This is a genomic window from Bacillus sp. JJ1533, from assembly GCF_036965045.1.
Classification (GTDB): Bacteria; Bacillota; Bacilli; order Bacillales; family Bacillaceae_L; genus Ferdinandcohnia.
Map to the genome: position 1 here is coordinate 109904 of NZ_JBALOV010000005.1, position 24482 is coordinate 134385.

Genomic DNA, 24482 nt, shown 5'->3' on the forward strand with positions numbered 1-24482 from the left:
GAGAGCTCTCTCACCCCTTCTTTCACTATAAATTGCGGAGGAGGATTATCTATGGAACTAGCAAAAACGTCGAAAAAAACCACCCAAAAACAAGCAGAAATCCTTCCTAAAAAGAAACGTATTTTCAATACCGATCAATTACTGGCAATCGCCTTCCTTTTGCCTTCTATTCTCTTAATTACTATTTTTGTTTATGGATTTATCGGATGGACTGGATACGTTTCTCTTAGTAACTGGAATTCACTTGTTCCAGATATGTCGTTTGCTGGCCTGAAAAACTATCTTTACTTATTTGGAGACTTCCGTTTTCAAGCCGATTTGCGAAACACACTGGTCTTTACCGTCTTATTTATCGGGGTAGTAATCATAATCGGCCAGCTTTTAGCCATTTTACTGGACCAGAGTTTATTAAAAGGGGAGTCCATCTTCCGAAATATTTTCTTTTTTCCAATGGCCTTATCCTTTGTTGTAACAGGAGTCGTCTGGCAATGGCTGTTAAACCCGTCCACTGGGGTTAACCTATTTTTAGAAAAAATCGGGCTTGATTCGAAATGGTATACCAATACTGAGATCCTATTTGGCTTTAATTGGGGGAAAATTGAGTTCGGAATACCCTTCGCCATCATCGCTGTCATCATTGCCGCGGTCTGGCAAATGACAGGATTCTCACTTGCGATGTACCTTGCGGGGCTTCGCGGAATACCTGAAGAAGTGAGAGAAGCAGCACGTATGGACGGTGCGAAGGAGTTTCAAATCTACATGAAGATTATTCTTCCTATCCTTCGTCCAATTACAGTCAGTGTCGTGATTATTATGGCACATATCTCCCTAAAAATATTTGATTTAATTTATGCGATGACTGGACCAGGTGCAAACTTTGTGACAGACGTACCTGGAGTGTACATGTTTGAAACAACATTCCGCGGAAATTATTATGCAAACGGGGCTGCTATTGCAATCATCATGCTCATTTCTGTTGCTATTTTTATTGTTCCGTATTTAATTTCAAGTAGAAAGGGTGAAGCCTAATGACGATTAAAACAGTCACTCGACCATTGCTATACCTTGTTTTAATTGGCCTCAGCCTTTTTTATTTAATGCCGATTTATGTAATTATCGTGACAAGCCTTAAGCCACTTGATCAAATCTCATTAAGCGAGATGTGGACTTTACCCGCTACACTTGATTTTAGCAGCTACCAAGTCGCGTTTGAAAAGCTTGTCCCAAACTTTCTTAATTCCATTTATTTAGTTGTACCCGCGACTTTGCTGTCTGCCCTATTAGGCGCATTAAACGGTTATGTCTTATCGAAATGGCGTTTTAAAGGAGCAAATACGTTATTTACCTTAATTTTATTCGGGATGTTTATTCCATACCAAAGTATATTAATCCCAATGATTCAGTTTCTGCGTGAGGTCGGACTTTATAACACAATTACAGGTCTTGTCTTTGTGCACGTCGTGTACGGGATTCCGATTACCACGCTCATGTTCAGGAATTTTTATGCCAACATTCCTGATGAAATGATTGAATCTGCAAAAATTGATGGTGCCGGCTTCCTGCGAATTTTTAGATATATTATGGTACCTCTCTCGATTTCCGGCTTTGTAGTTGTTGCCATTTGGCAATTCACAAATATTTGGAATGAGTTCTTATTTGCGGTTACAATTACGACATCAGACCAACAACCAATCATGGTCGCCTTACAAAACTTATCAGGCAGTCAAATTGTCCAATGGAATGTGCAAATGGCTGGAGCCTTACTTGCAGCTCTGCCAACCTTACTTGTCTATATCTTCCTAGGCAAATACTTTGTCCGTGGCCTTCTTGCAGGGTCAGTAAAGGGGTAGTCTTGAAAGTAGAAAAAGACCTAAACTCCCCAAAGCTTCTCCATACATACTATAAGCAATTTATGGGAATTGTACCTTATAGTATATCTTTTTTGGAGGTAGCGTATGGAGGGAAAGGGAAGCCAGATCAGGCTAACAGCAAGTGAAATTGCTCAACTTTGGGTTCAATACTTAAATGATAGCTCAAGCATCTGTGTTCTTGCGTATTTTTTAGAAAAGGCTGAGGATGAAGAAATTAAGCCAATTATTAAATTCGCCTTAGATTTGTCTCAATCACATATTGAAAAAGTCACAGCCATTTTACAGGAAGAAAAAAATGTTGTTCCATATGGTTTTAGTCTAAAAGAGGATGTTGACTTAACGGCTCCTAGGCTTTATTCAGACGTTTTTGCACTGAATTTTATTAACCAAATGGCTAAGGTTGGACTTACATCATATGCGGGTAGTGTCGCAGCGTCTGTAAGAGATGATATTAGAACCTATTACATGGAATGTCTTACTGAAACCATGCAATTATATAAAAATTCAACAGACCTATTATTGTCTAAAGGATTGTTAGGCAGGACACCCAACTTACCTAATTTGGAAAAAGTTGAATTTGTGAAAAAACAATGGTTTATGTTAGATGTGATTGGTGAGAAAAGACCATTAACAGCAGCTGAAGTCTCTAATTTATTTGCAAATCTTCAAAGAAACGCCTTGGGAGTTGCTGTACTTACTGGATTTAGTCAAGTTGCACAAAATAAAGATGTTAAGCAATTCTTTTTAAAAGGGTTAGAAATTGGAAATAAACATATAAAATTATTTAGGGGTAAGCTAGAGGAAAGTAAACTCCCAACACCGATGGGGTGGGAATCCGAAATAACAAATAGTACCACTCACACATTTTCGGATAAACTGATGATGTTCTTTACATCTGGTTTGATTTCATTGAGCATTGGCTATTACGGTACAGCCGTCAGCCAAAGTCCTAGAGGTGATATTACCGCCATGTATAACAGGCTATCCTTAGAAGTTCAGATGTATTCTGAAGATGGAGCAAATATCCTGATAAAGAATGGGTGGATGGAACAACCTCCAATGGCTTCCGATCGAGATAAATTAATAAGGAAGAAGAATCATTTATAAATCTCATGTAAAGTCCTTTTGCATACAAGCATAAGGACTTTTTTAAATGCGACTCTTCTCTTTTGACATCTAGTAGTCAGACACGACCAAATAATAGATACTTGCAATGAAGTATCCGATGTGATATATTTCTCGTTGTAAATAAAATGACCAAATTTCTCATTCGGTCATATTTTTTTAAAAATGGGGTGATCAATGGTGGCAATTGATCGAAGGCAACTCATCATTGAGGCTGCTACAAAATCATTCTCTTTATTCGGTTACAAAGCGACGACAATGGACCAAGTTTCCAAGCTTGCGAACGTTGGAAAAGGTACAATATATACCTTTTTTAAAAACAAAGAAGAATTATTCGATGAGATCATCAGCACGTTAATTCGGGACATGAAGGTCGTAGCCGAAGAAGCGATGGATAAAAACAGTACTTTTTATGAGAATGCACACCGGGTGCTTTTTCGATTGCTAGAATTTCGAAAGTCCCATCAATTAACCATCAAGCTTTTTCAGGAAGAAAGAGATATTGGGACGCAGGCTGTTGTAGAGGTCGTACAACGCGTTGAGCAAGCGATCATTAACTATATGAAAGGCATCATTCAAGAAGCAATCGACCGGGATGAAATCAAGCCTTGCAATCCTGAAATTACTGCTTTCGTGATGTTAAAGCTTTACGTTTCGTTAATTTTTGATTGGGAACGAAATCACGAACCACTTGAAAAAGAAGAAATTTCCGATTTATTCAAACTGTATTTCTTCAATGGATTAGAAAAATAAACCATGTCAAGGGTCCTCAAATTGAGTACCCATCTTATTTGGTCAAAAATGACCATTTGAACGAAATAGTCAATTATTTATTTAGGAGGAATTAATATGAAGGGATCTTCGTTTATTGCTGAATTAAAAAGCATCTTTTCCAATCGAAAAGTCCTTATCCCAATTTTAGCAGTCGCCTTCGTACCGGTCCTATATGCTGGAATGTTCCTTTGGGCATTTTGGGATCCTTATGACCATATGGAGGACTTACCGGTCGCAATTGTAAATGAGGATAGCGGTGCTGATTTTGAAGGGGAACCATTACAACTTGGAAAAGAACTGACCGATAAGCTTTCTGATAATGACACTTTTAATTTTCAATTTGTGTCAAAGGAAGAGGGCTATAAAGGACTAGAAAACAGGGATTACTACTTATTAGTGGAGATTCCTGAAGACTTTTCAATGAATGCGACGACTTTGTTAGATAGCCATCCACAAAAATTGGAGCTTAAATATGTACCTAATGAAAGCACAAACTTTTTATCGTCACAAATTGGAGAAACAGCAATCGAAAAAATCAAAGCTGAAATCTCTAAAAATGTAACAGCCACTTATGCAGAAACTATGTTTGACAAAGTACAAGACTTAGCAGATGGGTTAACTCAAGCAAGTGACGGTTCTAAACAACTTGCGGAAGGTGTTGCGAAAGTAAATGATGGATCTAAAACACTAGAAGAAAATTTAGCATTGCTAGCCTCTAAATCAATTGAATTCTCAAATGGGGTTGAAAAAGCAGCATCAGGTGCAACTGACCTTGCTTCTGGAACAGACCAAGTAAAAGCAGGTCTTGGCGAAGTGAACGAAAAACTTCCTACTTTAGTAGATGGAACAAACCAGGTCCAAGACGGGGTTGCACAAATGAAGGAAGAACTTCCAAAACAAATTGCAGAAAGCATAACTGCTCAACTTAGTGAAAGTGTCAATCAAGTTGACGTTGGCCTTGACGAGCTTGAAACAAATCTTAGCACTGGTCTAGCATCTCAGCTTACAGACAGTATCACAGCTAGCTTATCAGAAAAATTAGCAGATCAGATGATTGCCTCTCAAACAGAACAAATGGGGCAACTCAAAACGGCACTAGAAAGCAAACTCGGTAGTGAGCAGGCTTCAGCCATTATCGCACAAATGGTACAAGGCCAACCTACGAAAGAACAACTGCAACAACAGCTTGAACAGCAATTAACTCAACAGCTAAAACCAAGCATCGCAGCAGGAGTTTCTAATGGGCTAGATCAGGGCTTCACACAATTCAAAACAGATCTACACCAACAATTTGAAGCAGCAAATACTGGCTTAGAAGACCAGTTAACTACTCAAACAGGTCCTTCCTTTAACCGTTTATTAGCAGGACTGCAACAGGTTAACGAAGGTCAAATAAGCTTACAACAAGGAATTGGTCAATTATATAATGGCTCTATCACACTTAACGACGGTGCCAACGAATTAACAGCGGGAATGGGCCAAATAACAAACGGTGCTGGTCAATTACAAAATGGTGCCGGACAACTTGCAGATGGCTCTAAGGAGTTAGGCGAGGGTACAGTTCAGCTAACAGATGGTTCAACTGAACTTGCAGAGAAACTAGCAGAAGGTGCTGATCAAGCAAATTCTGTAGAAGCGAATGATGAAACCTATGACATGATGGGTGAACCTGTTACTGTCAAAAAACAAGAAATAAATAAAGTTCCTAACTACGGAACAGGATTTGCACCCTATTTTATTTCACTCGGTTTATTTGTAGGCGCATTGCTTATGTCAATCGTATTTAAACTTAAAGAACCTGTTGTTCAACCGAAAAATGCATTCCGTTGGTTCTTTAGCAAATTTGGTATATTAGCAATAGTTGGCGTCATCCAGGCAGTTCTCGTTGATGTCATTTTACTTGAAGGATTAAAAATTGAGGTCGCAAGTATTCCATTATTCTTTATTACCTCATTGATCACAAGCTTTGTCTTTTTAACGTTAATTCAAATGCTTGTATCAATGATGGGTGACCCAGGTCGTTTCCTTGCGATCATCATCTTAATTTTACAATTAACAACAAGTGCTGGTACATTCCCACTTGAGTTAATTCCAAATGCGTTGCAACCTATCAATGCATTGTTGCCAATGACATATTCCGTTCAATCCTTTAAGGCGGTTATTTCAAGCGGTGACTTTGCCTACATGTGGCATAACAACTTGATTCTTTTAAGTTACATGGTAGCCTTTATGGCAATTACAATTGGGTACTTTGCAATTAAGTTAAAAAAACAAGACGTGCAAGCTGAAATGAATGAAGCGGTTTGAGAAAAGCTAGGGATTGGGTCCCTAGCTTTTTCATTAAGTTTGTAAATGTCCTATTCGTCAGTTTTCAACTTCTTCACTTTTTCAGGTGTCACGTCATTTCCGAGTGGATCTAGTACCTTTAATGATGAGAAAGTATGAGTTACTTGACCGCGAATTTCACGCAGATAATCTTCACGTAATACTTGTTGTTCCACTTTTTCCGCTGGTGTTAACCCTTCTTCGCGGGCCTTTTCGCCAACTCATTGATTCTTTTTAAACCCTCAATCATTTTATCGCTCCCTCTACTATGCTCGACAATTAGTTTCACCTTATTTTTACATAACATCCACGATTGGGCTAGTTCGAGCGACTAAGAACAGGCCCATTGTTCCACCTCAAGGGGTACAATAAAGTCATGGCATGGAGCTTGTAATGAAATGAATACAGATTGTAATGAAGACTAAAAACACCATAAACCAGGACGAAAGCTTTAATAAACTTCTTATTAAGCTACTATTTTTATTCATATTATTACAGATAAAACCAATTATAATTGAAATCACCCAAATCATGATTCCTACTTTAGAAAATAAATAACTCGAGTTTTTAATCCATAAGATTAAAATTCCGGAATGAAATAGTACGATTAGTAATGAGATAAATTTCAATATTACACCCCTTGTTCCTCATGTTTTTCTATGAAAAAATGGCGTTTTTACTTAGACTGGGTTAATGATTGACTTGTATCGACCCTAGGATTTTTTCCCTTAACGAGTTTTAACGTCGCTACGATTAGAAAGCTCACGATCACTAACAGCAGCCATGAACTCACCTTTCCTAGATGAACAAGACTCCATGCCTCGGTTTGGTTGGGATATTGCCACGCTCCAAAGAATGTTGCGATATTTTCGGCTACCCATATAAAAAACCCGATTAGTACAAAAGAAAAAGCGAGTGGCATTCGGTAACGCTTTCCACCAACCTCATATGTGACCCATGATTTCCAAAAAACAATCATCACTAGTGCCGATAACCACCAACGGACGTCTACCCAATAGTGGTGGGTGAAAAAGTTTAAATAGATCGCTATTGCAAGTGGTACCACAATCAAAAATGATGGCCACTTGACCAGGTCAACCTTAAGCCTCCTCCATGCCTGACAAAGATAACTCGCTACACTCGCATACATGAATCCGCTATATAGTGGCACTCCTAAAAATTTGAAAAAACCTTCCTCTGGATAAGCCCAGGACCCCATATGTGTCTTAAAGACTTCAAGCGCTAGACCTATCAGATGGAACAAGGTAATAACCTTTAGTTCATCCCGTGTTTCAAGCCCAGACTGCACCATCACCCACTGCATTAAGAGACAAATGATCAGCAGCCAATCATATCTCGGTAGGAAAGGAAGTGAAATCACCTGGGTCAATGCTAAAGAGGCAAAAATAACAACAGGAAATAAACACGATAGGGCCTGCTCCCACCCAAACCGAACTAGCTGTTTTATTGCTCTCATAAATTGCGCCTCCTTTTTTGTGGGTGGGTCAGAGGACAGGTCCATTGTCCTAGGAAGACACCTCCCAACATTATTTTCATATTGATTCTAATATAAAATTTATTGTTTTGCAATAAATTGTTATTGAAATAAATAATAATAAGGCATTCCTCATACAGATAATGCTTTATTATTTAGCCTTTTGTAAATACTAAATTTGCAGTTCAAAATAAGGAGGATTCAAATGCCGCAAAAATTGCCGAAAAAGAACAATACCCAGACAAATGTTGCCGGAACCGATCCACAAAAAGTGAAACAAGAAATTCAAAAAGATGTCAGCCAAGGACAAGGTGACATAACTTCCCGAGAAGCCGGAGCAATGCGCGATTAACCATTTAGGGACAATAAAAGCCTGTATCCTAGATTACCAAGTAATCAATGGTACAGGCTTTTATTAAAACTTTAACAAACCTTGCAGTTAGTAGAATAGTTTTTTTATATGGATAAATGGTTTACCGGCATGAATAATGACGGATTTAGCTCTTCACTTTCAATAACAATGGCCATTAGCCCTGAATCTGTTTTCGTTTCATGCCATTCATTCTTTTCCCAAAAAACAGCATCACCAGGTCCTACTTTTATGTACTCTTCTTTTTCATTTTTGACATATCCTTCGCCGTTTATCACTAAAAGTAGTTGAGGAACAACAGCTTGATGATACCCGACAATTCCATTTTTACCGAGGTGCATACAACCAATCTGAGCTGGTTTACTTGTCTGAATAATACGAGACATAATGAAATCAGAATGAAACTGGGATATTTGTTTCCCGCTATTTTTATCAAATTTAAAAAATTCCATGATATGACCTCCTCTACCCGTTAATATTCAGGATGATCTATTGGATATCCTCTTTTTTCCATACCTATTTTTTCAAAGAACATACTCCATTCTTTTCAATGTGCAAACAACCGACATTGACTAGTTTCACAAATAAACGAAAATAGATTATACTTGATTAACCAAATAACTAATAAGGAGGGATTTCTTATGACCGAGAACAATCAATCCGAAGCCCCCAAAAAGAAGATAAGCCTACAAGAGGCCATGAAACAGCAACTTGAAAACAAAAAAGCTCAGTCTTCCGCTAACAAAGGGCGAATGAATGGAGACCTTTCAACAAAAAAATTGAAAAGCCAGCAGTCGAAAAAACCAAGCAATACTCGCAGAAAAATGGGTGTTTAATTGTAAGGATAAAAAAGGAGTATGAATTTATCTCTAAAATTCATACTCCTCATTTATTTATCCAGCGTTTTTCACGAATCTCATACTTAATTTATCAAGCATATCCTTTGTCATTGTTTCAAGATTGTATCTGGCTTTAAAACCCCATTCTTCCTTTGCTGCTGTAGCATCAATTGAATTTGGCCAACTTTCTGCGATGGCTTGGCGAACCGGGTCGACCTTGTATTTTAACTCAAATGTCGGAATATGCTTTTTAATTTCCGCTGCCATTTCTTCTGGCGCAAAGCTCATGGCCGTCACATTAAAGGCATTTCGATGCTTCAACTTACATTCTTCTGCCTCCATCAAATCAATGATGGCTTGAAGTGCATCCGGCATATACATCATATCCATGTAAGTTCCTTCTGCAATATATGAGGTATAGCTTTTGTTTTTAAGTGCTTCATAATAAATTTCCACTGCATAGTCCGTAGTACCGCCACCAGGTGGGGTCACATATGAAATGAGTCCTGGAAAACGTAAGCCTCTCGTATCTACACCAAACTTATGATTGTAATAATCACAGAGCAATTCACCTGAAACCTTGTTTACCCCATACATGGTCGTGGGGCGCTGAATCGTGTCCTGTGGGGTTCCGTCCTTTGGTGTAGACGGACCAAATGCTCCGATTGAGCTTGGCGTGAAAAATTGGCAGCGCAGCTCACGAGCAACCTCTAATGCATTGACAAGTCCACCCATGTTTAAATTCCAAGCCAATAGTGGGTTAGCCTCTGCAGTAGCAGAAAGCAATGCAGCCAAATGAATGAACGTGTCGGCATCATATTTTCTTGCAATCTCATACATAGCTTTTCCATCGGTTACATCTAATAGCTCAAACGGACCAGATTGGACAACCTCACAATCCGTTTTACGAATATCTGTCGCAATAACTTGATTGGCACCATACTCTTTGCGAAGCTTTATGACTAGCTCTGACCCAATTTGGCCCAGAGCCCCGGTTACAATAATTTTCTTCATGATTCATTCCCCCGAGTTGGTCAACTTAGATAATCTTCATTTCCTTGCCTACTTTTTCATAAATTGCGACTGCTTGATCGAGCATTTCCTTTGTATGTGCAGCAGTCGGCATATTCCGTACCCTTCCTGTTCCTTGTGGGACAGTTGGGAATACGATTGATTTCGCATAGACGCCTTCTTCGATTAATCTCTTACTAAATTCCTGTGTCTTCACTTCATCCCCAACAATAACTGGTGTAATTGGAGTTTCACTATGTCCAATATCAAAGCCTCGTTCTTTTAACTGCTGCTTGAAGTAGTTGGCATTTTCCCATAGCTTATCGTGAAGTTCTGTAGAGTTCATTAGGATTTCAATTGCTTTTGTCGCAGCGACAGCATCAGCAGGTGTCACAGCAGTTGAGAATAAAAATGGTCTGCTTCGAACCTTTAACCAGTCAATTAACTCCTTTTTACCCGCTACATACCCACCAACAACGCCAATTGCTTTTGAAAGAGTTCCAATTTGGAAATCAACCTTATCAGAAAGTCCAAAATGCTTAACCGTACCCGCACCTTTTCCTAAAACACCTGAACCGTGGGCATCGTCTACATATGTAATCAAGTCAAATTCTTCTGCGATTTGTACGATTTCAGGTAGCTTTGCAATGTCACCATCCATGGAGAAGACACCATCGGTGATGACCATAACTTTGTTATATAAGCCAGACTCAGTTGCCTCTTTTGCTTTTTTACGCAAATCATCCATATCCGAGTGGTTGAAACGAATGATTTTTGCCTTTGAAAGACGGCATCCATCGATGATCGAAGCATGATTGAGTTCATCAGAAAGAATCGCGTCATTTTTATCCATAACTGCAAAAATCGCTGCCATATTACAGTTAAAGCCAGATTGATAGGAAATAGCTGCTTCCGTATGCTTAAACTCTGCAAGCTTTTCTTCTAGTTTCAGATGAAGATCAAGTGTCCCGTTGATGGTACGAACCGCACCTGCACCTACGCCATACGTATCGATCGCTCCCTTAGCGTCCTCTTTTAAGCGCTCATCCGTTGCCAAGCCTAAGTAGTTATTAGAGGAAAGATTAATCAGTTCCTTGCCATTGATCTTGATGATTGGTCCGTTTGCACCTTGAAGAGGGTCGATTACATTATAAAGACCTTTCTTCTTTAAATCCTCCAGATTTTCACGTAAAAATGAGTCTAACACCTTCGACATCTAGAATCCTCCTTTTGTATGTTTACAAAACACAAGTGTATTCTCCAGAAATACATTATCACGATTATAAATCCTTCTATATCAACATTTATACTTCATACTTTACCACATTATTCACCAAATGTTTATACCCAGCGGACACTTTTTCTTATTATTATTATATTATTTGTTAGTTTTGAATTGGTGATTCAAAGAGTTAGTTTTATAAATTGGAGAAGTATTGTTTCGAGTGGGATTTTGGGGAATTTAGGTAAAATTTTTGGGTGTTTCTAGGAGACCACCTACCCTCTATAGTGCTCGGTGTCCCTCCGCCATGATTCAAACAAAGTTAAAAAAAAGACCATTTCTGGTCTTATTTTATTGGGTCATGCAAGATATTGATCATTTCTCGTGTTTCATCTAAGTGTCTTACTGTTTGGTCGTACGCTTGTGAAGCAACACTCATAAAAAGAATATCAATTACGTGTAGTTGAGCAATTCTTGATGAAGTGGCGCCACTACGGAAGGTTGGTTCTCTTGTAGCTGAGGTATACAGTCGAATATCGGCCTGCTCAGTCACAATCGAAGAGCCATATTTCGTTAAGCTGATTGTATGGGCACCCTTTTTATTCGCAAGCTCAAGGATTTTTGCCACTTCAAACGTTTCCCCTGAAAAGGATATTCCGACAACCACATCATTTTCACCAGCATTTGCAACCAAAGTTGCCGCCATATGTACATCAGGAAATGCCGTTGCTTTTTTGTTTATTCGCAAAAATTTTTGCTGAGCATCTTGGGCGATGATGCTTGATGCACCTACTCCAAAAAAGTGAATCGTCCCTGCATTTTTTAGAACTTCAACCGCTCTTGCAAGCTCTTCATTGTTTAACAATTCTGCTGTTTCCCTCAAGGTTTGGACACTATTATTTGTCATCTTTTCAATAATCGACAACGTCGATTCATTCGGCTCAATATCACGGAAGCCGGTAGCTTTCTTCTTTTGCAAATCTCCTGCAATGCGAAGCTTTAAATCCTGAAACCCTTTTAAATCGAGTGATTTGCAAAGTCTTATGACAGCGGCACTGCTTGTTGAGCTTCTTTTTCCAAGCTCACTGGCCGTAAGTGTAATCGTCTCCTGCGGGTTTTCTAATATATATTTAGCAATTTTCTTTTCAGACGGTGGAAGGTTTTCATGCATTTCCTGAAGCATGACGAGACCCCCGGTCATAAAGGACATTATCATCAACTCTCTTTATTCATTCTACTTTTATTATAGCGGATTTCTGACATGCTCGGTGAAAATGAAACATCGAATTTCTGCGTCTTACTTATCGCCTCTTTAGGGACAGGAAATTATAACGATTTTTTCATAACATGGAACTTTCGCGTTATCTCAAATCCTGTTTTCTTATAGAGGTATCCCGCTGAACTCTTCTCGCCTGTCCAGAGAAACCAGGCACCATGCAAACCTTCAGCCCGCATATTTTTCAGGCATTCATTCAATAAAATCTTGCCTATGCCCTTACCCTGTTGGTCCGGGTCAACTCCGAATGGCCCGAAGCGATCTGGAATCCCCTCATAGCCACCGTAAATGCAAAAACCTACTAATTTCTCACCTTCTCTTGCAATTAAAATGCGATGAAGGGGAAGTCCCTGCAAGACTCCTTCCCGAATCGCACGTCCCCAATCAGGATTAAATGCGTTATTCGCAAATTGGATGACCTCATATAAATCTTTATCTTCTGCGGTTAAAAAGGTGTAGCCTTCCTGCTCCCGCTTTATTTTTAATTCAAGTACATCAGAAGAGGGGGTAAAACCAACTAAGCTTCGATCCATCGCAACCGGTGAATATTGTTTTTCAAAACCTTGCTTCAAAAGGAAGGAATAACCATCAGGATAAGCTTCTTCATCGAGTCCTGGAAGGATGTAATTTGGTGCGTAAGAAGCAAAAAATACATTCTTCCGACCATTCGTTGCAAGGAATTCCAAGCCATCCTGCATTAATTTTTCGCCGACACCGGAACCTCGAAAATTGGGATGTACAAAAAAGAAGGGAATCCAGCCATTTTCGGGTTCTAACTCGGTTCCAGCCATAGGCAGCAGTCTCCGTATTGCATATAGGCAACCAATCATTTTTCCTCCATCAACAGCTACTCGTAATCCCATCGGATCAAAATTCGCATCTAATAGAACAAGATTTCGAAATCTATTCTGAGTGAGTGGGTCCTTCAGCAAGCACTCATTCCATAGTTCCACAATTCCCTTTTCATCGCCTGATTCATAATAACGAAATGAAACCACACGGTCCATCCCCTTCCTTATTTGTATAAAAGATAAGGCTGTCTTTGTTTGTTAAAGGCTTCCGTTTCAGCTTCACATAATTCTATAAAGCTACTAGTCTTTCCATTCAGAACTAGTTCTTTAAGGTCCTTTGTCCCCGCTAGAAGGTCAAACATATAGGTTTTCTTTTCACCAAATTGAAGCAACTCAAAATCATGGGGGTACATCTCAGCAATGGTTTCGAGTAATGTTAACCCTGTTTTCAATGAGTTGATTTTCCTGCGGTCGGTAACATGAAGCTGAATACCTTCGCACACTGCATCCTTATGTTTCTGATAAGTCGGAACGAAGGAGACAGGTCGAGCCAATACACCAGGTAGCTTTTTCTCATTAAAATACTTTGCCAATCGGTAGCCCTCAATATAAGGACTTCCTACATATTCAAAAGGCTTAGTTGTACCTCTTCCTTCTGATAAATTTGTTCCTTCCACTAAACAGGTGCCTGGGTATAACGTACACATATCCATTCCTGTCGTATTAGGTGAAGGAGGGATCCAAAACAGGTCTGTTTCATCATAGAACATCTCACGGCTCCAGCCTTCCATTGGAATCACGATTACCTCACAGTCGATTCCAAATTCATGCTTATACATGAGCGCAATTTCTCCAACGGTCATCCCGTGGCGATTCGGGATTGGATAGAGCCCAACGAAGGAGCGAACATCCTTCTCCACTAGATTTCCTTCCATTATGGTGCCAGTTATAGGATTTGGTCGGTCCAAGACAACAAATTGTTTACCGAACTCCGCACATGCTTCCATAACATAAGCCATTGTATAAATAAACGTATAATACCTTGCCCCAATATCTTGAAGGTCAAAGAATATCATGTCTACCTTCTCAAGCATTTCCTTTGTCGGCTTTTTCGTTGATCCGTAAAGACTATAGACTGGTATCTTTGTATAAGGATCGACAAAGGAATCAATTTTTTCCCCTTCCTTTGCATTTCCTCGAATCCCGTGTTCAGGGCCGTAAAGGGCCGTAACTTGAATGTCTGGATGCTCATGGAATAAATCAATAGTCGGTGTTAGATTCTGGTTAACCCCAGTCATATTCGTAACCAGTCCAACACGCTTTCCTTTACATAAATCCACATAATTTCTTAAAAAACGATCAACTCCAAGCTCCAAAACATTTTCCTCCCCTCAAAAAAAGAGAGAGAGTCTCTCTCCCTATTCCTTCACTCCACCAAGTGTTAATCCTTTTACAAAATGACGTTGGAACAACATAAATACGATAATCATTGGGATGGAGGCAATTGCCGCTCCGCTCATCAGAAGCTTGAAGCTTGCCAAGTTTGCGTCCTGTAATGTTTTTAATCCAACTGGCAATGTATATAGGTTAGCATCGTTTAACACAATAATTGGCCACAAGAAAGAGTTCCACACGTTCATAAATGTAAAGATACCCAGTGCGGCTAACCCTGGTTTGGCAAGTGGCAGGATGATTTTCCAATATGTTTTCCATTCACTTGCACCGTCGATTTTCGCCGCATCAATCAGCTCGTCTGGAATGGAGTGCATAAATTGTCTCATTAAAAACACCCCGAAAACCATCGCTAAGTCTGGGAAAATAAGTGCCCAGTGTGTATCCATAATCCCAAAATTTCGAACCATAATAAACAATGGTACTAAGGTAACCTGTCCTGGTATCATCATTGTGGCAATAATTGACCAGAAAATGAGATTCCGTCCCGGGAACCGTTTTTTCGCAAGGACATACCCGGCCATTGAGTCAAAGAGGAGAATCCCAATCGTTACCACAACTGCAATATAAAAACTATTAAAAAACCAGATCCCTACGTTATTTTTATTAAACAAGGTCGTAAATCCAGAAAATGTATCTTCAATGATGTTGTCCATGACCTCACGGTGATAGGTAGCACTTTTAGTATCACCCGCGTTTTCTGCATCTCTGGCTTTTCCCCAATGCCCAAAGTACTCCGTAATCCCCATCGGGTACATTTTGGGAGGGTTTGAATCAACATAGGATACTTGACGTTCTAGTTCTTCATCCTGGTAACTACTTAGCTGCAGGGATGTACTGAATACCCAATACAATGGCAAAAGGGAAACAATCGCAAAAACGGATAGCAGCACATATATGATGAGCTTGTTTATTTTTTGAATACTTGATGTCATAACGCTTTCCCCCTAGTCATCGTACCGAAGTAAACGGAATTGAATAACAGAAAATAGTAGAATGATAAAGAATAAAATAACTGATTGTGCTGCCGCAAAACCAAATTCAAAGTCTCTAAAACCAGTTTTATAGATTAAGTGAACGAGCGTTTCCGTCGCTGTTCCTGGTCCTCCACCTGTCATCATAATGATTTGTGTAAACACCTGAAACGAACCGATGGTACTAAGTAAAGTTAAATATAGTGTTGAAGGTTTTAATAATGGCAAAGTAATGTGAATCCATTTTTGAAAGCTATTTGCCCCATCGATGGTCGCTGCTTCATATAATGTATTTGAAATGGAACCCATTGAAGCAAGGTAAAGAATGATCCCCACTCCAAAAGGGATTAAACATTGCATAATGATTAAGGCCCAAAGTGCGGATGAGGATTGTCCCAACCAGTTAAGCGGCTCCATGCCAAACCATCCTAACACATAGTTAAATAACCCAAAATCATAGTTATACATCCAGCGCCACACCATCGCCACAATGACCATCGATGTAACGGTCGGTAAATAAAAGGCTCCCCGGAAGAAGCTTTGAGATAGTTTTCCAAGAGGATGGATGAGAGAAGCAATGATAAGTGCACTTATTACGTTAAAAGGGACCGTTACAACTGTAAAAAGGAATGTATTCCCCAACGCGTCGTAAAAGGCATCACTTTTAAATACCTTCATATAGTTGTCTAGACCTGCCCATTCACTCCCAAAAATTTTGTATTCCTGGAAGGAGATGATAAATGCCCACACCACCGGGATCGCAATAAATGCTATAAACAGGATAAGTTTTGGAAGTAAAAATAAATATGCGGAATAGTTCTTTTTCATTTCTTTCAATATCTTAGACTTTTTTGTCAGTACTACTGCATTTGCAGCATGATGAACGGGTTTCACCGCGATTCCCCCAATCTTTCATTTGGCAGCAGGCAGCCCAACCTGGACTGCCCACCTTGCCAATTACTACTCACCTAACAATTCATTAACCTTCTTCTCAGCCGCCTTCATTGCTTCTTCTGCGGTCTTTTCACCATTGAATACTAACTGAAGCTCTGTTTGAATCGCTTCGTCAATTTTCTTCCACTCAGGGTGACGTGGTAGCATGACGACTTGTGAAGACATTTCTTGTGCGCGCTTCATTTCTGGATTGTCCTTATATGGATCTTTGTCTGCAGCACTCTTACGTGCAGGGAAAATACCATACTCAGTTGCCATTGTAAATTGCTCATCCGTTGTCGAGATAAACTTAATAAATTCGCCAACCATTTCCTTTTTACCTGCATCCTCTTGGTGGAACATTGTCCAGCCACCTACTCCACCGATTGTTACAGGCTCGCCTGATTTACCTGTTGGGTAGTTTGCAACCGCAAAGTTTGTTGGATATTTTGTTTGTGCTGAACTAATTGCCCATGTAGCCCATGGTTGCATTGCCACAGTACGTTGCTCTTCGTTCGCCCATGCTTGGAATGTGCCACCAACATCTTGACCCCCTAATGTTTCAGGAGCTACGTTATGCTTTAATTTCAGATCCGCAAGCTGTTGAATCGCTTCTACTGCTTCTGGCTCTGTAAATGTGAATTTTGTCATATCTTCATTCAATGGACTTCCACCATTGATGTAGAAGAATGGCCAAGCTTCATAATACCCAGGAAGGATATAAGTTGAGAATCCATATACATCTGTTTTCCCATCGTTATCACGATCAAATGTTAGCTTCTCAGCTGCCGCAAAGAATTCATCCCATGTCCATTCACCGTTTGCAGGAGGCTCAACTCCACGCTCTTCAAATAAATCTAGGTTTAAAAGCATTGCATGTACGGTTAAAGAGTTAGGAACACCATATAATTTTCCATCAAATGTATAAGCATCAAGTGCATTCTCATAGAAATCCTTTAGCTCATCTTCAGTGAATAAATCATTAACCGACTCAATGACACCTTGTTCAATATGGTCAATACTTACAGCGCTTCCGCTAATATCAACTGGTGCAACGTCTGGCCAAGATTGCCCTGCAATCGAAACTCCTAATTTATCAGGTAGCTCTGCCCATGGAACTTGAACTAAATCAACTTTTACCCCTTCATGAGCTGCTTCAAATTCTTTAATTTTGCTTTCCATCCAGTGGAATTTATTATCTTTATCATCTGGCCAACGCGGTCCATCCCACACTGTGATCGTTCCTGTCCAAGCCTTATCACTGTCACCGTCGCCGTCTTTTGTTGTGTTCTCTTTTTTACTACATGCCGCCAACAATCCAATTACTAAAATACTTATAAGAAAAAGACTAAGCCATTTTTTCATTTTACTTTTCCCCCTTACGTATCTTTCATCATTGTTTTCATTGCAGTGCCAACACAAACTTTAAATAGTAACTCTTTCCCTCGCCTCCCTTCAGTTTTCCTTTATTTTTTATGCTAGAGCAATTTTCCCCATGATTACAGGAATACTTGCTCCTGTTGCTGATGGAAGATTATTCGGTCGTTTGTTGATGCATTGGTACCCCAGTAAGGCAAATACGATTGCTTCCTTGGCATCAGCTGGGATCCCCAATTCATCTGTGCTGCCTAGCTTGATGGATGGAGGCAGATGGTCTTGCAATTTCTTTCGAAGTGTTTGGTTGTACCAGCCACCACCGCTTATAAACATCTCTTGGATTTTATAAGAATCTAGAAATTTCTTACATTCATCTGCAATCGTTCGGGCTGTTAACTCCGTAATCGTCGCTATCTTATCCTCTGGGGCCAAATCAGCCTTTGTATTCCAAAGTTCCTGCGCATACTCGATACCGAATAATTCTCGACCCGTACTTTTTGGTGCCGGCAATTTGTAATAGTCATGATCTAAAAGCTCTTCAAGCCATTTCTCATCTACTTTTCCTTGTGCAGCCAGCTCGCCATTTTTATCATAGGTTTGCATTCCTTTTGTAGCCCATGTCGTAAATGCATCAATCAGCATATTCCCTGGACCGGTATCGAAGGCGAGTACTTGTTCATCGCTCTCGGCAGGCGGTAAAACGGTGATGTTCGCAATTCCACCGATATTAGCTAGGATTCTACCTCTCGAAACGGTCCTAAATAACAGATCATCTGCATATGGAACCAATGGTGCACCTTGTCCGCCGACTGCCATATCACGTGTTCGGAAGTCTCCAACTGTCATGACACCGGTTCGTTCTGCAATTACCGCAATATCGCCAATTTGTAAGGTTGAAGTAAGACTATAGCCTTCCACCGGTTTAGCTTCCGGCTGGTGGAAAATGGTCTGGCCATGGGAGCTAATTAGATCAACATCTTTCATCTCAAAACCCGCTTCAGTCACGACCTTTTTTGCGGCTTTCGCAAACAATTCTCCAAGGAGCATATTTGATAAAGAAATATCCTCGAGCCTGGATCTGTTTGGGTCACATAACGCTAATATTCGCTCCCTCATTGATCCCGTGTAAGGAAGTGTTGAAAAATGAATCAGTTTAACCTGGATTTTTTGATTGTCACTTTCGGAAATATTGACTAAAGCCGCATCGATGCCATCAAGTGATGTTCCTGACATTAAACCCACCACTACCCTTTCGCTCACATCAACCTCTCCCTTACTTTGGAATGGTAACTGGCAATTTTCCTGTTACCTTTTCTAATCCATAAATTGCTTTTGCTGCCATTTTCAAAGCTGGGTATGGGAATTCATAGGTGCATATATAGGCTTGAACATCAGGTAAAAACGCGAGATCATACGGACTTCTTGTCGCAACGACAATTACTGGCACGCCCGTGTTACCCAAGGCTTCGACTAGCTTTGTTTGAGCATCCCCTTTTTGAACAGTCAGGGTACCAACGATAACCGCATCAAAATGTTGGGCTTTTGCAGCTACTTCCTGTATTTCTTCAGTTGTTGCAGGGTTTGATAGTTCCACAACTTCAGCAGTTTCATCAATCTCTTTGATCGTTTCACCAATATACATTGAAGAATAGCGTTTATCCTCAACCTGCATCGTATATTTATTTTCAGAGTAAACGACTAGAACACGCTTACCCTTCAATGGCAAAATCCCATTATTTTTTACAAGTGTAATACCTTGTTTATAGATGTCATTCGCAAGCTGTTGGTGCTCCTTCCCGCCAACAAATGACGGTACCTCACTTGAGCCAATCTCATCCCAGCTGCAATACTTTTCTTTTAATCTTGTAACTCTTGCAACTGCCGCATGAATTTGTTCTTCGTCGATTTCCCCGGATTCCACGGCCGCTACAATGGCATCAATCGTTTCCTTTTGAAGAGGATGAAGATGGGATACCATAATCAGGTCAACACCTGCTTTAATAGCTTCCACTCCACCTTTTGCCGTACCGATTGTATTGGCAATTGCATTCATTTCCATACAATCCGTTGTCACCACCCCATCAAATCCAAGCTGTTCTCGGAGGAGACCCGTGATTACTTTTCGGGATAATGTTGCAGGGACACCAGGAGTATCTTCAATCGCTGGAAAATAAACATGTGCTGACATAATCGTATCTGCGCCAGCCTTTATACTGTCAATAAACGGCCTTAATTCAATTTGTTCCAATCGATTGATGTTATGTGAAATGACCGGTAAGTCTAGATGGGAATCGACATTTGTATCACCATGACCTGGAAAATGCTTTAAGGTTGTGATGATACCAGCCTCCTGCATCCCTTTCATTGCCATTCTTCCAAACTCGGAAACCTTATCTGCTGATTCACCAAAGGATCTTACACCGATGACTGGATTTGCAGGATTATTGTTGACATCCATGACAGGTGCTAAATTCCAATTAATTCCGAGTGCCTTTAGCTCTTTTCCTGTCGCTACACCAACTTGATAGGCATGTTCTGGCTCACCCGTAGCTCCTAAAAGCATTGCCCCTGGAAAGATGGTTGTGCCTTCTCCTAATCTACGAACAACCCCGTTTTCTTGATCAATACAGATTAAGAGTGGGTGCTCATGTCCGGCATCCTTCGCCACCTGCTGAAGTTCATTTGTGAGCGAAAGAATCTCCTGAGGTGTTCCAATATTTCGTGCGAAGAGAATGATTCCACCGACATGATGCTCGCAAATGAGTTCCTTTATTTCATCAGAGGCTTTTATTCCTTTAAAACCAACAACCATCAATTGGCCGACTTTTTTTCGCAAATCCGTATTCTTCATGAAAGGTTCACCTCCAGACTATAATTCGAAGCCAGGTATACTTGGTCCTTTTCGAACATTCGCGCCTACCGGGAACTTAAGGGTTTGCGCGTATGCTGTACGGTTCAAACAACCTCTCAATGTTCCAAGTGCCTTATAATAGTCGTAATACCTGAAATCGGTAGAATTCATAATAAACCAGTATTGTGATAACGCCTCTAGATAGGTTTCAAATTCATCGGTTACATCTACATAAATATCCGGAACATATCCTTCCATGTCCTCCCAGTTCTCACTATGAAGCATTCTTCTTAAAGAGTGAGGTGGAAGCCCTTCCATTTCAAAGCCCGGTAATGCCGCCTTTAACCACGCGGCTTGAACAAGTCGTGGACAAAGGGCATGATCAGGATGCATACTATTTTCCCAATGCGTAATAACAAGTGTTGGTTTTAGCCTTCTAAAAATGGTTGCAAGCTCGGTTACTGTTTTCTCATCTTTCTTTAACTCCGCATCCTTATGGGTAAGAGTGATGCTTTTTGCACCCAATATTTCAGCTGCTTTTTCTGCTTCCTTTATTTTTTGAATACGATATTCCTCTACACTTAGATGGGGTGGTGTACCTTTTTCACCTGCTGTTAGGTGAAGGAAGGTAACCTCATGTCCTGCTTTTGCATATTTATGGGCGATTGCTCCTGCTTGTATTTCCCCGTCTCCACAGTGAGCCCCAACAATCATCAAATGAATTTTTTCAGACATCTTTTTACCCCCTCTCCATCTGTGCTTTAATCAAGTTATGTAACCTTGGTCTTAACCTAAGAATTGGATCCTTCCTTCCAAAATGAACACGATTCGTAAGTAGGATGACATGTAACTGAAAACTCGGGTCAAACCAGATGCTTGTTCCCGTGAACCCCGTATGACCATAAGAGGAATGAGAAAATAAGTCACCACAGCTCGAGAGCGTTGGGCTTTTTAAAACCCAGCCTAAGCCCCTATACTCACTGCTAAAAGCGGTATAATTTTGCCTTGTTAAGCGTATGGACTGCCCTGACAGAATACGTCTTCCTTTAAAAACCCCATTATTTTCAATCATAGAGGCATAGTTTGCGAGATCGAATATGGTTGAAAACAACCCAGCATGACCACTTACACCACCCATACTTTCCGTATTGTCATCATGCACAATCCCATGCTTATAATCCTGTAAAGCGTTACTATATTCAGTTGCCGCAAATCTTTCTCGTTCATATTTTGGTAGAAAACTAGTTTCATTCATTTGTAGTTTGTCAAATAACTCTCGTTTTAAAAAGGTCTGAAAGTCCTCTTCTGTTACTTTTTCGATTATTTTATAGAGAAGAATGAAGCCGAGGTCACTATAGATGACCCTCTCGCTAGTTCCCACGACTAATTTTTCATTAAAAATTCGTTCCATAATCTCGTCGGTATTTAATGACTCTTTAAAATACTCCCGATGTGCTGGTAATCCAGATGAATGGGTAAGTAAATCTTTAATCGTAATCGATGTTTTATCGTGTTTTGCAAAATCTGGTAAAAAATGAGAAACCTTATCATCAAGGTGGAGCTTCCCCGCCTCAACTAACAATAAAATAGAGGGCAGGGTGACAACGACCTTTGTTAGGGAAGCGAGGTCAAAAATAGTGTTTAACTTCATTAGTTCCTTTTTTGGATACACAACTCTATTTCCAATCGCCTCTTGAAGAATGACTTCCTGTTGATGTGAAATGTGAATGACAGCACCCGGAATGTGATGCTGGTCAATTTCCTGCTGAAGGAAAGCTAACACCTTATCCCTCATCCACATCACTTCCCTTCATTTGCTAACTGTATTGCCTTCCTCGTAAATCCATTTGCTTGGTCAATCACTTCAATCGCCTTTTCCATCGAAACACCTGCTAAAACCATTACGATAGCTGGCTTTACTTTTTGATTGGTTTGATTGAGTATGGATTCAGCCTCCTGATACGTAACCCCTGTCACATCCATAACGATTCTTCTGGCCCGTTCAATAAGCTTCAAATTGCTTGCATGGAGGTCGACCATTAAGTTTCCATAGACCTTACCAAGCTTAATCATCGCTGTTGTTGATAGCATATTTAAAATCATTTTTTGTGCTGTTGCAGATTTTAACCGCGTTGAGCCTGAGAGAATTTCGGGTCCAACAATCACTTCAATGCTATGGTGTGCATACTTGCTGATTTCCGCATTCTGATTACAGGCTAAGGAAACAGTAATAGCGCCAAGGCTCTGGGCATACTGCAAGGCTCCGATGACATAAGGTGTGCGCCCGCTTGCTGCAATACCTACTAAAATATCATTTTTCGTAAAGCCTCTTTTTTCTAAATCCCTCGCGCCACCTTCTTGGTCATCCTCTGCTCCTTCGACGGCTGTAAACATCGCTGACTCGCCACCTGCCATTATCGCCTGAACCATTTCCGGAGGTGTACAGAATGTCGGCGGGCATTCCGCTGCATCTAATACGCCAAGTCGTCCACTTGTTCCTGCTCCAATATAAAATAGCCGTCCATTTTGTTTTAATGTTGCATAGATGGCTTCAATCGCCTTGTCAATTTGAGGAAGAACCATCCTAACAGCCTTTGATACAGTTTCGTCCTCCTCATTCATTAGCTCAATAATTTGAGATGTTGTAAGTTGGTCGATATTTAAAGACCTTTGGTTTCGTTGCTCAGTTGTTAACGTTGTAATATTAACCTTCAAGTTCGCCACGCCTTTCCAACCTGTCTGGTTTCTTTTTCTTTCTTTAGAAAGGACTAAATATGTTTACTATATTGCTTATATTGTTTCCAAACCTTGAAATCTATCTTTTTATAAAAATTGATTAATCCTGTCCAATCAATAATGATATTGTTTAGTTGCCTTTCTCTTAAAAAAGAGATACCCGCCTTGACAATTGCTAGTCCATAACCTTTATTTCTTTCCTCTTTATCAATTCCAAGCGGTCCAACACCGCCCACGCCTTCGTCAAACAATGGTGCCCAATATACATTTGGTCCAATAATGGGTGACTTTGAATCATTGATTCGGCAGAACCCGATAATCTTATTTTCTTTGCGAAATACAACAAATTCCCTTCCAGTCCCACCATTTTTAAAATATTGTTTTGCTTCATATTCCCATCTACCAGGAAAACATCGATGCAGGAAAGAGATTAGCTCATCTTTATTTTCAATTAGGGAAACCTCAATATCCTTAGGTTTTTGAAAATCAAATTTTTCATCCGGTGTAAAGGTCCTCATCATGTCTGATGCAATCCCAGATGCTTGGTAGCCTCTTTTTTCAAACCACTCTCTTGTATGTTCATATTGAAGAGGAACTCCGGGAAAATAATGAGCTGGGTCACGACCGAGAAAGATCGTCTTACAGCCCTGTTGTTCCAACGCTTTTTCTGCACTCTCCAATAAAACGCTTCCAATTCTACTTTTACGAAACTGCGAATCAACAAGTAAAGCCTGAATCCACCCGACTTCATGATTAAGTAGCAATTCCGTTTTATCTTGAACGTATTTTGTTAACACGAAACCGATAACTTGCTCCTGATCATTGATAGCAAGATACGAACCAGACGAAAGTACATTAGGGTCATCAATGCTATTTTGCTTAAAAAGAGCGTCTCTCATTGGAAAATCAACACTTAGTTCTCGATTCCATAGCTTTACGATTCCTGATATCCATTGCTCATCTAACTGTAAAATTTTCATCACGGTTCCCCCGCTAGTCGTTACAACTTATTTTTAAACTAATCATAGCAAATTTTTGTAAATTTTGAAATAATAATTCA

Annotated in this window: 23 protein-coding genes and 1 pseudogene; 7 read left to right on the forward strand and 17 right to left on the reverse strand. The window is 40.0% G+C overall.

What is annotated here, in order from left to right:
* Nucleotides 1-51: 51 nt before the first annotated feature.
* The 5 genes from V7138_RS03235 to V7138_RS03255 all read left to right on the forward strand — a co-directional run bounded on the left by V7138_RS03235 (nucleotide 52) and on the right by V7138_RS03255 (nucleotide 6077).
* Entirely contained in the window at nucleotides 52-1029 is a 978-nt protein-coding gene (locus V7138_RS03235; RefSeq protein WP_335394223.1) for a carbohydrate ABC transporter permease, read from the forward strand.
* Nucleotides 1029-1850: a carbohydrate ABC transporter permease gene (locus V7138_RS03240; protein WP_335394225.1), complete on the forward strand. Its 822-nt coding sequence runs from the start codon at nucleotides 1029-1031 to the stop codon at nucleotides 1848-1850. Before V7138_RS03235 ends, V7138_RS03240 begins: the two co-directional genes overlap by 1 nt.
* A gap of 105 nt (nucleotides 1851-1955) precedes the next feature.
* Nucleotides 1956-2978 (forward strand): DUF3231 family protein, encoded by a 1023-nt coding sequence (locus tag V7138_RS03245; protein ID WP_335394226.1) that lies wholly within the window; start codon nucleotides 1956-1958, stop codon nucleotides 2976-2978.
* Nucleotides 2979-3176: 198 nt separating this feature from the next.
* Entirely contained in the window at nucleotides 3177-3749 is a 573-nt protein-coding gene (locus tag V7138_RS03250; RefSeq protein ID WP_335394228.1) for a TetR/AcrR family transcriptional regulator, read from the forward strand.
* Nucleotides 3750-3845: 96 nt separating this feature from the next.
* Nucleotides 3846-6077, forward strand: a complete 2232-nt coding sequence (locus V7138_RS03255; protein WP_335394230.1) for a YhgE/Pip domain-containing protein — start codon at nucleotides 3846-3848, stop codon at nucleotides 6075-6077.
* A gap of 50 nt (nucleotides 6078-6127) precedes the next feature.
* Here V7138_RS03255 and V7138_RS03260 read toward each other — a convergent pair.
* Nucleotides 6128-6345 (reverse strand): annotated as a pseudogene (locus tag V7138_RS03260) (DUF896 domain-containing protein).
* 426 nt (nucleotides 6346-6771) lie between these two features.
* A complete protein-coding gene (locus tag V7138_RS03265) occupies nucleotides 6772-7572 on the reverse strand; it encodes a DUF817 domain-containing protein (protein WP_335394232.1) in 801 nt (266 codons plus the stop codon).
* Nucleotides 7573-7795: 223 nt separating this feature from the next.
* Between V7138_RS03265 and V7138_RS03270 the strand changes: the two genes are divergently transcribed.
* Nucleotides 7796-7942: a hypothetical protein gene (locus V7138_RS03270; protein WP_335394234.1), complete on the forward strand. Its 147-nt coding sequence runs from the start codon at nucleotides 7796-7798 to the stop codon at nucleotides 7940-7942.
* Between the two features lie 104 nt (nucleotides 7943-8046).
* On the opposite strand, the gene V7138_RS03275 is transcribed toward V7138_RS03270, so the two are convergent.
* Entirely contained in the window at nucleotides 8047-8412 is a 366-nt protein-coding gene (locus V7138_RS03275) for a cupin domain-containing protein (protein WP_335394236.1), read from the reverse strand.
* A 189-nt stretch (nucleotides 8413-8601) separates the two neighbouring features.
* Between V7138_RS03275 and V7138_RS03280 the strand changes: the two genes are divergently transcribed.
* On the forward strand, nucleotides 8602-8796 hold the full coding sequence (locus V7138_RS03280) for a hypothetical protein (RefSeq protein WP_335394238.1): 195 nt from the start codon (nucleotides 8602-8604) through the stop codon (nucleotides 8794-8796).
* Nucleotides 8797-8853: 57 nt separating this feature from the next.
* On the opposite strand, the gene V7138_RS03285 is transcribed toward V7138_RS03280, so the two are convergent.
* The 14 genes from V7138_RS03285 to V7138_RS03350 form a co-directional block, all read right to left on the reverse strand.
* Entirely contained in the window at nucleotides 8854-9813 is a 960-nt protein-coding gene (locus tag V7138_RS03285; protein ID WP_335394240.1) for an L-threonine 3-dehydrogenase, read from the reverse strand.
* 25 nt (nucleotides 9814-9838) lie between these two features.
* Nucleotides 9839-11026, reverse strand: coding sequence for a glycine C-acetyltransferase (locus V7138_RS03290; protein WP_335394242.1), 1188 nt, complete (start codon nucleotides 11024-11026; stop codon nucleotides 9839-9841).
* 352 nt (nucleotides 11027-11378) lie between these two features.
* Complete coding sequence (locus tag V7138_RS03295; protein ID WP_335394244.1) at nucleotides 11379-12215, reverse strand: MurR/RpiR family transcriptional regulator; 837 nt, start codon at nucleotides 12213-12215, stop codon at nucleotides 11379-11381.
* Between the two features lie 143 nt (nucleotides 12216-12358).
* On the reverse strand, nucleotides 12359-13306 hold the full coding sequence (locus V7138_RS03300) for a GNAT family N-acetyltransferase (protein WP_335394246.1): 948 nt from the start codon (nucleotides 13304-13306) through the stop codon (nucleotides 12359-12361).
* Between the two features lie 17 nt (nucleotides 13307-13323).
* A complete protein-coding gene (locus V7138_RS03305; RefSeq protein ID WP_335394248.1) occupies nucleotides 13324-14475 on the reverse strand; it encodes an exo-beta-N-acetylmuramidase NamZ family protein in 1152 nt (383 codons plus the stop codon).
* A 42-nt stretch (nucleotides 14476-14517) separates the two neighbouring features.
* Nucleotides 14518-15486, reverse strand: coding sequence for a carbohydrate ABC transporter permease (locus V7138_RS03310; protein WP_335394250.1), 969 nt, complete (start codon nucleotides 15484-15486; stop codon nucleotides 14518-14520).
* 12 nt (nucleotides 15487-15498) lie between these two features.
* Nucleotides 15499-16419 (reverse strand): carbohydrate ABC transporter permease, encoded by a 921-nt coding sequence (locus V7138_RS03315; protein ID WP_335394252.1) that lies wholly within the window; start codon nucleotides 16417-16419, stop codon nucleotides 15499-15501.
* A gap of 66 nt (nucleotides 16420-16485) precedes the next feature.
* Nucleotides 16486-17823 (reverse strand): ABC transporter substrate-binding protein, encoded by a 1338-nt coding sequence (locus V7138_RS03320; protein WP_335394254.1) that lies wholly within the window; start codon nucleotides 17821-17823, stop codon nucleotides 16486-16488.
* 108 nt (nucleotides 17824-17931) lie between these two features.
* A complete protein-coding gene (locus V7138_RS03325) occupies nucleotides 17932-19095 on the reverse strand; it encodes an anhydro-N-acetylmuramic acid kinase (RefSeq protein WP_335394256.1) in 1164 nt (387 codons plus the stop codon).
* Nucleotides 19096-19108: 13 nt separating this feature from the next.
* The gene (gene nagZ, locus V7138_RS03330) at nucleotides 19109-20686 is read right to left on the reverse strand and encodes a beta-N-acetylhexosaminidase (protein ID WP_335394258.1); all 1578 of its coding nucleotides are present in this window, start codon (nucleotides 20684-20686) and stop codon (nucleotides 19109-19111) included.
* 18 nt (nucleotides 20687-20704) lie between these two features.
* Nucleotides 20705-21421, reverse strand: coding sequence for a PIG-L deacetylase family protein (locus tag V7138_RS03335; RefSeq protein ID WP_335394260.1), 717 nt, complete (start codon nucleotides 21419-21421; stop codon nucleotides 20705-20707).
* Between the two features lie 4 nt (nucleotides 21422-21425).
* On the reverse strand, nucleotides 21426-22481 hold the full coding sequence (locus V7138_RS03340; protein WP_335394262.1) for a serine hydrolase domain-containing protein: 1056 nt from the start codon (nucleotides 22479-22481) through the stop codon (nucleotides 21426-21428).
* Between the two features lie 5 nt (nucleotides 22482-22486).
* A complete protein-coding gene (gene murQ / locus V7138_RS03345) occupies nucleotides 22487-23410 on the reverse strand; it encodes an N-acetylmuramic acid 6-phosphate etherase (RefSeq protein WP_335394263.1) in 924 nt (307 codons plus the stop codon).
* Between the two features lie 44 nt (nucleotides 23411-23454).
* Nucleotides 23455-24402, reverse strand: coding sequence for a GNAT family N-acetyltransferase (locus V7138_RS03350; protein WP_335394265.1), 948 nt, complete (start codon nucleotides 24400-24402; stop codon nucleotides 23455-23457).
* Nucleotides 24403-24482 lie beyond the last annotated feature (80 nt).

Coding starts and splice junctions, on each gene's coding strand:
- V7138_RS03235 (WP_335394223.1), top strand. CDS start 52: ATGGAACTAGCAAAAACGTCGAAAAAAACCACCCAAAAACAAGCAGAA.
- V7138_RS03240 (WP_335394225.1), top strand. CDS start 1,029: ATGACGATTAAAACAGTCACTCGACCATTGCTATACCTTGTTTTAATT.
- V7138_RS03245 (WP_335394226.1), top strand. CDS start 1,956: ATGGAGGGAAAGGGAAGCCAGATCAGGCTAACAGCAAGTGAAATTGCT.
- V7138_RS03255 (WP_335394230.1), top strand. CDS start 3,846: ATGAAGGGATCTTCGTTTATTGCTGAATTAAAAAGCATCTTTTCCAAT.
- V7138_RS03265 (WP_335394232.1), bottom strand. CDS start 7,572: ATGAGAGCAATAAAACAGCTAGTTCGGTTTGGGTGGGAGCAGGCCCTA.
- V7138_RS03270 (WP_335394234.1), top strand. CDS start 7,796: ATGCCGCAAAAATTGCCGAAAAAGAACAATACCCAGACAAATGTTGCC.
- V7138_RS03275 (WP_335394236.1), bottom strand. CDS start 8,412: ATGGAATTTTTTAAATTTGATAAAAATAGCGGGAAACAAATATCCCAG.
- V7138_RS03280 (WP_335394238.1), top strand. CDS start 8,602: ATGACCGAGAACAATCAATCCGAAGCCCCCAAAAAGAAGATAAGCCTA.
- V7138_RS03285 (WP_335394240.1), bottom strand. CDS start 9,813: ATGAAGAAAATTATTGTAACCGGGGCTCTGGGCCAAATTGGGTCAGAG.
- V7138_RS03290 (WP_335394242.1), bottom strand. CDS start 11,026: ATGTCGAAGGTGTTAGACTCATTTTTACGTGAAAATCTGGAGGATTTA.
- V7138_RS03295 (WP_335394244.1), bottom strand. CDS start 12,215: ATGCTTCAGGAAATGCATGAAAACCTTCCACCGTCTGAAAAGAAAATT.
- V7138_RS03310 (WP_335394250.1), bottom strand. CDS start 15,486: ATGACATCAAGTATTCAAAAAATAAACAAGCTCATCATATATGTGCTG.
- V7138_RS03320 (WP_335394254.1), bottom strand. CDS start 17,823: ATGAAAAAATGGCTTAGTCTTTTTCTTATAAGTATTTTAGTAATTGGA.
- nagZ (WP_335394258.1), bottom strand. CDS start 20,686: ATGAAGAATACGGATTTGCGAAAAAAAGTCGGCCAATTGATGGTTGTT.
- V7138_RS03335 (WP_335394260.1), bottom strand. CDS start 21,421: ATGTCTGAAAAAATTCATTTGATGATTGTTGGGGCTCACTGTGGAGAC.
- V7138_RS03340 (WP_335394262.1), bottom strand. CDS start 22,481: ATGAGGGATAAGGTGTTAGCTTTCCTTCAGCAGGAAATTGACCAGCAT.
- V7138_RS03350 (WP_335394265.1), bottom strand. CDS start 24,402: ATGAAAATTTTACAGTTAGATGAGCAATGGATATCAGGAATCGTAAAG.